The following is an 11,594-nucleotide window of genomic DNA, read 5'->3' on the forward strand; positions in this document are numbered from 1 at the left end:
AAGCACCTAAAAGTTAAAAGTTTGTGCACTAAAAAGTAGGAAAATAGAATGATAAATATTGATTTATCCATCTTGTTTTACTTATTAACAATCCCTTGATAAAATATTCTTATAAATGGGGGAGTTGTATGAAGAAAATAGGGATTGTTGAAGATGATAGAGAATTAAGTCATGCATTGAGGTTGCTACTTGAGCAACACAAATATCAAGTATTTCAAGCATATACAGTTGGTGAAGGAATTAAAATGATAGATACTATTGAACTTGATATTGTCTTGCTGGATATTGGATTGCCTGATGGTGAAGGTTTTGAAGTAAGTCAATATTTGGAAGATGGTTCAATTCCAATTGTATATTTAACAGCAAGAGATGATGAAGTAGATATGCTTCATGCGTATGACAACGGTTGTGAAGATTATGTAGTCAAACCTTTTTCAATGACAGTATTATTAAAACGAATTGAAGTTGTATTACGACGCAATGAACAAAAAGGAAATATTTTTATTTATAAGGATATTGAGTTAAATGTTGAACGGCATGAGGTGAATGTAAATCAAATGTTAGTTGCTCTGACAGCAAATGAATTTGAGGTTTTACATTTATTTATGCGTAATCAAAAGCGTGTATTAAGTAAGACCCAAATTCTTGAGGCAATATGGGATGAAAAAGAACAATTTGTTGATGATAGTACAGTAACAGTAACAATCAGTAGGCTGCGCAAGAAATTAGATAAGGATCCAAGAAAATATATAGAAAATGTATTTGGTAGTGGATATCGTTTGGTTGCATAATATGAAACTTCTAAAACCAAAGGTATTGTTTATTGGGCTTATTATACTAGTAAGTGGAATTCTTATCTATGCATTATTATTAAATAATTTGGCATTACTCATAAGCTGTATTTGTCTTGTAATATATGGGGTTCTTATATTTTTTATAGAACGAAAAAAAATACAAGAGGAGTTAAATCTCTTATCAGTAATGATTGATCGTATGATGAATCAAGAACGTGTTGAAGGGATTCAAAAACATGATGAGTTTATGTCATCAAAGATTCAACATCAATTAGAAAAAGTAAACACACTATTTGTATCCAAACAAGAAGATATCGAGAGAGATCGTGATGAAATTCGTTTGTTAATTAATGATATTGCACATCAAATGCGTACGCCAATAACAAACATGAAGTTGTATCTAGAATTACTCGAATTGGAAGAATTGACACAAACACAACAACAGTATGTGGATAGTGTTGAGAAAGCAATGGATACACTATCATTCCTGAGTGAGAACTTTATTCGTATGTCTCGAATTGAAGGGAAGATTATTCAGTTAAAATCAATGGAGCAATCATTAACTACAACTATATACGAAGCAATAACAGTGATTGATGGTCTTGCTAGCAGTCGAAATGTTCAAATACACTTTGATGAAGAATTAGCATATGTGGTGTCTCACGATTTTCATTGGATGAAAGAAGCAATTATTAATTTATTAGATAATGCAATCAAATACTCATATGAAAACAGTGATATTTATATACAAATCAATGAGAATGAGATGTTTATGCAAATTGAGATTATTGATCAAGGTATTGGAGTTAATGAAGAAGAAGAGGCGCAAATCTTTCAACGTTTTTATCGTGGACAACGTGTAAGTAATCAAAAAGGATTAGGACTTGGTTTGTATATTACACGAATGATTATTCAAACTCATGATGGATATATCAAAGTAAAACGAAAAGATAGAGGATCGATATTTAGTATTATTCTTCCAAAGTAAGGGATTTTATATTCCTTTTTCTTTTGTTATAAGTTTGTAATAACTGCCTTTTATAATGAGAGTATGAAAAGAGAGGACGATACGATGATAGTATTAAAAACAACAGATATAAAGAAGACATATCAACAAGAAAGTGCGTTAGAAGTTCATGCTTTACAAGGCGTTGATATAGAAATTATGCAAGGAGAATTTGTTGCAATTGTAGGAACGTCAGGTAGTGGGAAGACAACTTTACTAAATATGATTGGTGGTTTAGATTATCCAACTTCAGGTAGTGTTACAATCTTAAATACAAATATAGAATCTCTAAACGATAAAGAATTAACTATATTCAGAAGACGAAATATCGGATTCGTATTTCAAAACTATAACTTGATTTCAACGTTGAATGTTTATGAAAATATAGTGTTACCATTGCAACTAGATGGAAAAGAAATCGACACTACATATGTTGAAAACATAATACAAACACTTAAATTAGAGAAGAAAATATACAGTGTTCCATTTAATTTGTCTGGAGGACAACAACAAAGAGTTGCCATTGCACGTGCGCTTGCATCGAAACCAGCAATTATTCTTGCTGATGAGCCAACAGGAAACTTAGATTCCAAAACGAGCATGGAAGTTATGGGACTATTAAAAATGAGTGCCGCGAAGTATCAACAAACCATAGTGGTTGTTACACATAGTGAAGAAATAGCACAATTATGCGATCGCATTATTCGAATTGAAGATGGATTGGTAGAGTCTTATGATAGTAAAAAATAACAATACATCCATTATTAGTAAGTTAGCCAAAAACAGTTATATTGCAAACAAATCGCGTAATCGCTTATTAATTGGGGCAATCGCATTTGCCATTGTTTTATTATTTAGTATTAGTAGTATTTCGATTGCACAAGTGGATAGTGAATATATGATGTATGCTAGAAGTAGTGGAACTTTAGCAACTGTTTATATGGAACGACCAACGATGGAACAATATAAGTTGGCAAAAGAACTAGATTGTATCGACATTGTTGGAAAAGAATCATATGTAATGACTGGTAAGCAAGGAGAGCATATTTTATTTACGGGTAAAGTTGTGGATTCAGTCGCTTACGAAGAGTTATATAAACCAGCGTATACAGATGTTTATGGTAATTATCCAAAGAAAACTAATGAGGTCATGCTTCCAGTTAGTGTGATAGAGCAACTTGAGATTGATCCAAAAATTGGTGCTGCAGTTGTGCTTCCTCTTTATGTAGAAGATACTGGAGAAATTCAAACAGAAGAATTTATTCTCAGTGGGTACTTTAGCGAATATGTTGATACACATCTGATTTCTCCAAGTGCGTTTTTTTCAAACGCCTATTTAGAGGCTTCAGGAAGAACCTTGAATGATGCAGATGCATTGGTCATGAAGCAACAAGATGATGTATTATTCGAGGAAATTGAGTTTACATTATATGAAAATATACCAACCGTGGATGAGACACAACAATTTATTGCAACAGATAGTTTATCATATGCATCTGTAGAAATGGTTTATGGAGGATATGACACAGCTATTTTTCTAGGTGCAGTTATTGCGATGAGTGTAATTTTGTTAGTGAATAATATAATGCAAATTTCGTTAGAGAAAAGTGTGCGCGAGTTTGGCTTATTGCGCACGATTGGGACAACTAAGAAACAACTGTTTCAAATACAGTGGAAACAAATTATGAAAGTTATACTTGCGGGGACTCTTGTTGGTAGTGTGATTGCGTACGCGATTGTTCAATTTGTTTTCCCGTATTTACTGGCAGGATTTGTGGCTGGGCAAGGAGTTGCTATTGGTGAAGTAATCCAAGCACGGCTATGGTTGTTACTTGCGATACTTCTATTTGTCGCTCTAATTTCAATTTTAAGTATGTTATTTCCTTTACGTATCATGCATTCTATTTCTCCAAAAGAAGCATTGTATTTTACATATGGAAAATATAGAACACGCAGGAAAGAAATTTATTCAAAAACACAAGTATCATTACGAAAGATGGCTATGAGAAATATCAGTCAAAATCGTGGAAAGTCTTTCAAAACAATTTTCTCGTTATTTATGGCAAGTCTATTATGCATTGGTTCAATTATGGCAATTCAGATTCTTGATTATTCTGATATGTATGAAGGAGATCCAGCTTTTGAGTTTACGAATTGGAGTATGTCAGGTGATATGGATATTCAAGCCGAAAATACATACTTTAATAGCGAATTTCTTCAAGATATTTCAGAGATTGATAGTGTTACATCACTCGAATGTAGCTATCAAGCATATGGACGATTTAATGTGAATGACAAAGTTTGGCAGCCATTACTTGAAGTGGATAATAGAGAACTAGAAGGTGATGAATATATTGGGGGTTTTCGTATAGTAAGAGATGAAGAACTTGAACAATTAGAAACCTTTTTAAAGGAAAATGATATTGAAGCAAATATTGACAACTTTGCTAGTGGTGAGAGTGTATTCAACTTAGATCAGCATTCATTTTCTAAGAAAATGAAAGAAAAGGCAAAAAAGGTGGAAGGAGAAACACTACATGTCTATAATCAACAAGATGAAGAAATTGGTGCTTATATCTTCGCAGGTTATTTAGACTTGCAAACACGTGGTTTCCCAAAATTTAAAAATATGTCATCTAACCAACAATATATGCCATATGTCCTCATTAGCGAACAAGGGTTTGCAAAGTTGAATATTGAAAAGACAATCAGTAAATTAGAGGTCTTTGTTGAAGAAGGACAAGATATGCAAGTGTATAATATCATACAAAAAATCATGGTAAAAAGAAATAAAACCGCTAGTATGGAATCTCTTCAAAATGTAAGTTTATCTGTAACATATCTTGCTAAAGAAGAGGCACATGATTACATTCAATCGGTGAAAATTCTACTGTATTCAATGAGTTTCATCTTAATGGCAATGTCAGTTTTTAATTACTTTAATGTCATGCATACTTCACTAACAAACCGTAGACGTGAATTAGTATTGTTAGAAAGTATTGGAATGACTCGTTCACAATTGCGCGGTATGCTGGTATGGGAAGGGTGTTTATACAGTACAGTTATTTATTTACTATTGGTAAGTATTGGTAGTGGTGTATTGTATGCAATCAGCTACTTCATTCAAAGAGAAAATAATACGATTCAATTTACATATCCAATTGAAGCAATGATTGTATTTATGATTGTGATTGGCATCGTGTCAATTGCATTGCCACTCTATCAATATAAGAAGATAGAAAAGCAAAGTTTGGTAGAAAGACTCACGAAATAAAAAAAGAACATGAGCATCTCAATATACATTATTCGGGTATTCGCGTACTATGAGTATGTAAATACCCCTAGGGGTATAGGAGGTGCTTATGTTTTTTTCTAAAGTAAAGTCAATTAGTACAAGTGAATTGGCAACAAAAATACAAGAACAAAAAGATATCGAAATTATCGATGTCAGAGAAAAAGATGAATTTAGAAGTGGTCATATTAAAGAGGCAAAGAACGTTCCATTATCGAACTTTGATGTAAGTAAAATCAAGAAACAACCACTTTATGTCATCTGTCAATCCGGTATACGTAGTAAACAAGCATATCAATATTTAAGAAAACAAGGCTATGATGTTACCAATGTAAGTGGCGGAATGAATGCTTGGAAAGGAAAGATGGTATAAGACATGAAGTGTGATGCAAAGATTGTCAATCGGATTAAGCGAAGCGAAGGGCAACTTCATGGTATATTGAAGATGTTAGAAGAAGAAAAAGACTGTAAAGACATTGTGAATCAACTAAGTGCAGTTCGTTCAAGTGTAGATCGTATCATTGCATTGATAGTTGTGAATAATTTAAAACAACTTTCAGATACAAACGCAAGCGAAAATGATATTGAAGAAGCAGTCGAATTACTAATGAAATCAAGGTAATAGGAAAGGAAGTCTCATGAAAATACTAATTGTAGGAGGAGTTGCAGGTGGTGCATCTGCAGCAGCAAGATTAAGAAGATTATCGATGGATGATGAAATCATTCTATTTGAGAAAGATGAATATATTTCATTTGCCAATTGTGGACTACCATATTATATTGGTGGCGTGATTGAAGAACGTGATGAGTTATTAGTCCAAACGGTAGAAGGAATGACAAAACGATTCAACTTGGATATTCGAAATTTCCAGGAAGTGATGGCAATTCATCCTGATACAAAAACTGTAGATGTATACAATCATCAAACAAATGCATCTTATACAGAGAGTTATGATAAACTGATTTTATCGCCAGGAGCAAATCCAATTTGGCCAAATGTACCCGGTATTGAAGAAGCAAAAAATGTTATGAAGTTACGAAATGTACCAGATACAGATCGTATCAAAGAAATGCTAACGCATAATCCTAAAAAAGCGGTTGTAATTGGTGCTGGATTTATTGGGATTGAAATGGCAGAAAACTTACGTCACTTAGGTTTGGATGTAACACTTGTTGATTTAGCAAAGCAAATACTTGCACCTTTTGATCCAGAAATGGCAGTAGTTTTGCAAAATGAAGTAAGTCGTAATGGCGTGCACTTGCATTTAGGTGTAGGTTTAGAAGGCTTTGAAAATGAAGGCAAGACAGTATTACTTAGTGATGGAAGTAAATTGGAATCTGATCTCACCATTTTGGCAATTGGAGTATCTCCAGCTTCTAAACTTGCAAAAGATGCAGGGCTAACATTAGGGCTGAAAAATGGAATCGTAGTAAATGAACAACTACAAACATCAAATCCAGATATATATGCGATTGGGGATGTAATTCAAGTAAATCATTTGGTATCCAATACACCAACGTATATTCCACTAGCTTGGCCTGCAAACCGTCAAGGTAGATTAGTTGCGGATCATATTCATGGAATTGATATCAATTATCAAGGAACCCTTGGATCAAGTGTCGCAAAAGTGTTTGATATGGTTGGTGCATCAACAGGATTAAATGAGTTTATGGCTAGAAAACTTGGCTATGATGTAGCAACGACGATTGTGCATCGTGCAAATCATGCAAGTTATTATCCAAATGCTAAGAACTTAACGCTAAAACTTGTGTATGATAAACAAACCCTAGATATACTGGGAGCACAAGGTGTTGGATATGAAGGTACAGAGAAACGAATTGATGTACTTGCTACTGCAATAATTGGAAAGTTGAAAGTAACAGACTTAGCAAGCTTAGAATTATGTTATGCACCACCGTTTTCAAGTGCAAAAGATCCAGTAAATATTCTTGGATATGCAGCAAGTCATTCCATTAATGGGATATATCAAACGATAAGTTGCCAGCAAGTAAAAGAACATCTAAATGATTACTTTGTCTTAGATGTACGAACTCCAAGTGAGTTTGCTGGTGGACATATTGAAGGTGCGATCAATATAGAACTAGACAGCTTGCGTCATCAAACAGATAAGTTACCAAAACAAAAAGATACAGCGATTGTTGTGTACTGTCAGGTAGGACAAAGGGCACACTATGCACTAAGTTTATTACACCAATTAGGTTACACAAATTTATATAACTTAAGTGGTGGATACATTACATTTAACGAAGTACAAAAAGCAAATAAATAGAGATAAGGAAGGTGCATGTTGGAAAATGTGCATCTTTTTTACGTATTAGGCAAAACAGTTGCCTAAAGTGTACTTTGCTTCTATGATGTGGTAAAGGAAGTGATATTAATGGAAAGAAAAGTTAAAAAATTAGTACAAGGATTTCATGCAGTAGATGGTGCAGGAGTACATTTAGTGCGTGTCTTAGGAAATACAACAGTAGAGGATTTCGATCCCTTTTTAATGTTGGATTCATTTGACTCGCATAATCCAAATGATTATATTAAAGGATTCCCATTTCACCCACATCGTGGAATTGAAACAGTAACCTATTTAATTCATGGAGAAATGGAACACTCTGATTCTTTAGGGAATAAAGGAGTGATTCGTGATGGAGAAAGTCAATGGATGAATGCAGGAAGCGGAATTATGCACCAAGAAATGCCAAGTCCAGTAGATCAAATTCTTGGACTGCAGTTATGGATTAACCTTCCAAGAAAAGATAAAATGAGTCAACCAACATATCGTGATATTACACAAAATGATATCAAAGTTGTTGAAAAGGATGGTGCAACTGTACGTGTTGTCTCTGGGAATTATGATGGTGTTCAAGGTGTTGAGCCAAAATATGTAAATGCCCAAATTTTTGATGTTGATTTAAAAGCGAACGAAAGTATCGAGATTCCAACACGACCAGAAGACAATGTATTTATCTTTACGATTGTGAATGATGTAGTTGTTGATGGCTCAAATATAGCTGCTAAAACTGCAGTATTGTTTGGCGAAGGTGACCATATTCGCATTAGTGCAAAAGAAGAGGGCTCTCGTTTTATTTTCTTTGCTGGTAAGAAATTAAACGAACCAGTTGCATGGGGTGGCCCAATTGTAATGAATACGCGAGTAGAGCTTGAACATGCATTTGACGAATTGTCTGATGGTACCTTTATCAAAGATCATGCAAAAAACATTTAGTTAAGAAAATAGATTTACCTCAATAGAAAAAGCGAGTAAAAATTTGCTCGCTTTTTCTATATCTATAGTATATTGATGACATTTCAAATGGTTTCTAGGGCAAGAGACTAGACAATATAATAAAACTAATTATATAATAGCCAAGATTCAATACTTAATCATAAACTAAACAGTGCAGGCAGTATGTGTGTCAGTCGAAATTGTGGAGTTAATATGATGGGTAGAAAAGTGTTTTACAAAAAATCAATTTTAGTAGCAATGGTATGTTCTTTTTTGTGTACATTTTTTCTTGTGCGCATGAAGCAAGATGTCCTTGCATATGCTAATGAACGCGTATCTATAAAAGTAGATGATATGCGTTTTTTGTCGTCTTTGGATGAACATAAAGTATATGAGGATACATTATATCTTGATGATGTATATAAATTGCAAATTTATGCGACAGCAACAAATGTACATCCATTAGCAACAGATGAAACGTTCTCAATTGCATTTAGTAATTATGAGCAATTACAATTTTCATTTCAGCCAAATGAAGTGCTAGATGTACTGAATGTTGATGGTCAAATCGCAGGATCCTTTTCACTTAAACAGCTTGGTGAACAATTATTTATCGATGGGATTTTGTTTGAGCCAATAGCAAACGATGAAAAACTTGTATTCAATATTCCATATGAAATGCAATTGGATGCTAATGTACAAGATAAAGCGACCATTACGTTTGGATTTGATCAGTATTCAAAGACGTATGCAATTGATAGTAAAGATGTTGATCCATTTGTGTCAAATCCAACGGATACAACAACACAGATTAGTGAAGTTTTTGTAAGTTACGACATTAACGGACAAGCTCCTCCAGCTGAATCAGCAACACCTGGTTCTGTCATTGAATATAAGATTGTAGCAACTAGTTTTCGGGATGGAATCGTGCGACTTCGATTTAAAGATGAAATGCCATTGTTAGATAATACAACAGGTTTTGGTGAGCTATTGGAAGATCCGTATAGTTCATTAAGTTTAGGCGATGATACAATTCGCATTCGGATTTACACTCCTGGAGTTAGTGGGTATCAAGAAAAATTAGCATCATTTAAAGATTTGCAAAATGGTGATATTTCTTTAACGATGAGCAAATATGTATCAATAGAAATTTCGTATACATTGTACATGCGTAATCTAGATGATATTGCTGTAGATGGAGAGTTTTACGGAGATTACAATCGTGAAATGAATAGTAGTGTGCTTGTTGAAGAGTTGAATGGAACGAGTGTTATAGATGCTTATGTTGCGACAAATGGAATTGAAATCCAAATGCCTGTACCTGTATCAAAACTAGTGATCAGTGATCACAACCAAAATGGAATCGGTGAACCAAATGAATTTATTACATTTTGTTTGCAAAGTGAAAACATTGGTGAAATTGATATGGAACGGCAAAAGGTAGAGATGTATTTTGTAGAAAACTTAAAGTACTTTGTTGACCCAAATCTCGTAGCTGTTGATGTTTATTATGATAATCAGAAAGTTGAACGATCCTACACTTTAGATGATTTAATAAATGGTCGATTTAATGAACACTTGAATGCAAACCAAAAATTTGAAGCAAAGTTTACACTACAGTTAAAAAATGAAGCGGAATTGACAGCATTAGGGGTTAGTTCTACTTCCGTGTTGCGCAGTGCGGGAACTGTCGGAAACTCTTTTGTATATACACAACTTGCTTTAGGTGGACAACTGTCAATAGATGGCCGTGTCGAGAAGTTGAGCTTTGTAAGCAATAATGATGGTATTATTCGACCTGGTGATTATATGCAATATACAATTGATGTAAAAAACACAAGTTTGCAAACCTTGAACAATGTTCCATTTCGTATGTATTTCCAAGATAATCGTGAATATATTGATTTTACTGCTACTACTCAATACAGTGGGTATCTAAATATAAAAAGCAATTTGAATGGAACAACACAAAAGAATATAGCTAGTTTGTGGAATGAATCGAATCCCCTTCTATTAAATATGCAGCCCGGTGAAAAAATAACAATACAGTTTGTACTTGTGACACATGAGATTGTTACAGATTATGGATATAACCTAGATAAACTAAAAAATGTAATGCACAACAAATTTGATGCAACTTTTACAGTACAATCTAATGCAACTTATCAAACGTTTGTTTCGATTCCAATGGATAAACCGAACTTAAAAGTGGATTTAATAATTGTTGATCCAAATAATAATAAAGTGTTGGAACCGGATGAAACATTTACTTTTCACTTTATTGTGCAAAATAATGATGCTGCAAGAAAACGAGTTCCAATCATTGCATATCTTGAGGATCTTCGACCATATGCTAATTCCTTTGTTTTGAATCAAATAATGATATATGAGTATACACCTTCTGAGATAAAGGAAAATGGATTCTATAGAATTAGAGAGTTAATTTCAGGTATTGATGCATTTTATCTAGAATCTAATTATAAAATGCATATAACTTTTTCCATTCGATTTCTGGATAATAAAGCATTGATCGATGGACTTAATTTAGATGTGATTGTGGAAGCAAACGGAATTAGAAAAAATGAAGAAGTATTAACATATGTTCCAATACCAGTAACTGGCTTTGATAACAGACAAAATTATTTATTGTGGCTTATCATTTGTCCAATAAGTATTGGAGTATCTTATGGAACATATAAATATCGGAAGTGGAGGAAAGGATGATAGAAAACTTAAAAAATAAATCTGTGGAGAAAAAAGACAAACACGCCACGTTAAGAAAAGAAGGTTTGCACTTACTTGCGAAAATCGCAATTGTTGGAGTTGTTGGATTCATGATTTTTACTTTTATTTTTGGAGGATACAAAGTAAAAGATTATATGATGGATCCTTACATTTCGTACGGAGACTTCGTTTTGTATTACCGAATGGAAAATGATTTACGCGCAGGAGATGTCGTAGCTTTGCAAAAAGATGATGAAAAACAAGTAAGAAGAATTATTGCTGGGGCAGGAGATACAGTGGATATAACTGAAGAAGGTTTACATATCAATGGTGCCTTGCAGTTTGAACCAAATATTACACATCAAACCCTTCCGTATGAGAAAGGGATACGCTTTCCAATCACACTAAAAGAAGACGAATGGTTTGTGCTTGCGGACAATCGTCAAGATGCTCTAGATAGTCGTGTATATGGAATCGTGAGAACAAACGAAATTGATGGAAAAGTAATTACTTTGGTTCGAAGAAATATGATATAG

The 11,594-nt window shown here is 33.7% G+C and carries 10 protein-coding genes; all 10 read left to right on the forward strand.

The features are described 5' to 3' along the window. Window positions 1–128: 128 nt before the first annotated feature. The 10 genes from EDD63_RS02455 to lepB all read left to right on the forward strand — a co-directional run bounded on the left by EDD63_RS02455 (window position 129) and on the right by lepB (window position 11,594). Window positions 129–791 carry a response regulator transcription factor gene (locus tag EDD63_RS02455; RefSeq protein ID WP_134168150.1) on the forward strand — a complete coding sequence of 221 codons (663 nt, stop codon included), beginning with the start codon at window positions 129–131 and terminating at the stop codon, window positions 789–791. Window position 792: 1 nt separating this feature from the next. Beyond that, window positions 793–1,782 carry a sensor histidine kinase gene (locus EDD63_RS02460; RefSeq protein WP_166667520.1) on the forward strand — a complete coding sequence of 330 codons (990 nt, stop codon included), beginning with the start codon at window positions 793–795 and terminating at the stop codon, window positions 1,780–1,782. Window positions 1,783–1,866: 84 nt separating this feature from the next. Next, a complete protein-coding gene (locus EDD63_RS02465) occupies window positions 1,867–2,550 on the forward strand; it encodes an ABC transporter ATP-binding protein (protein WP_134168154.1) in 684 nt (227 codons plus the stop codon). Continuing rightward, entirely contained in the window at window positions 2,534–5,074 is a 2,541-nt protein-coding gene (locus EDD63_RS02470) for an ABC transporter permease (RefSeq protein WP_134168156.1), read from the forward strand. Before EDD63_RS02465 ends, EDD63_RS02470 begins: the two co-directional genes overlap by 17 nt. An 88-nt stretch (window positions 5,075–5,162) precedes the next feature. Continuing rightward, window positions 5,163–5,465 carry a rhodanese-like domain-containing protein gene (locus EDD63_RS02475; protein WP_208318290.1) on the forward strand — a complete coding sequence of 101 codons (303 nt, stop codon included), beginning with the start codon at window positions 5,163–5,165 and terminating at the stop codon, window positions 5,463–5,465. Window positions 5,466–5,468: 3 nt separating this feature from the next. Then, on the forward strand, window positions 5,469–5,714 hold the full coding sequence (locus tag EDD63_RS02480; RefSeq protein WP_134168160.1) for a metal-sensitive transcriptional regulator: 246 nt from the start codon (window positions 5,469–5,471) through the stop codon (window positions 5,712–5,714). A gap of 16 nt (window positions 5,715–5,730) precedes the next feature. Next, complete coding sequence (locus tag EDD63_RS02485; RefSeq protein ID WP_134168162.1) at window positions 5,731–7,383, forward strand: FAD-dependent oxidoreductase; 1,653 nt, start codon at window positions 5,731–5,733, stop codon at window positions 7,381–7,383. A gap of 108 nt (window positions 7,384–7,491) precedes the next feature. Further along, the gene (locus EDD63_RS02490) at window positions 7,492–8,334 is read left to right on the forward strand and encodes a pirin family protein (RefSeq protein WP_134168164.1); all 843 of its coding nucleotides are present in this window, start codon (window positions 7,492–7,494) and stop codon (window positions 8,332–8,334) included. A 213-nt stretch (window positions 8,335–8,547) separates the two neighbouring features. Then, on the forward strand, window positions 8,548–11,058 hold the full coding sequence (locus tag EDD63_RS02495; RefSeq protein ID WP_134168166.1) for a hypothetical protein: 2,511 nt from the start codon (window positions 8,548–8,550) through the stop codon (window positions 11,056–11,058). Further along, window positions 11,055–11,594: a signal peptidase I gene (lepB, locus tag EDD63_RS02500; protein WP_134168168.1), complete on the forward strand. Its 540-nt coding sequence runs from the start codon at window positions 11,055–11,057 to the stop codon at window positions 11,592–11,594. The genes EDD63_RS02495 and lepB overlap by 4 nt, the downstream gene beginning before the upstream one ends.

The sequence above is a fragment of the Breznakia blatticola genome (assembly GCF_004365815.1).
Taxonomy (GTDB): domain Bacteria; phylum Bacillota_I; class Bacilli_A; order Erysipelotrichales; family Erysipelotrichaceae; genus Breznakia; species Breznakia blatticola.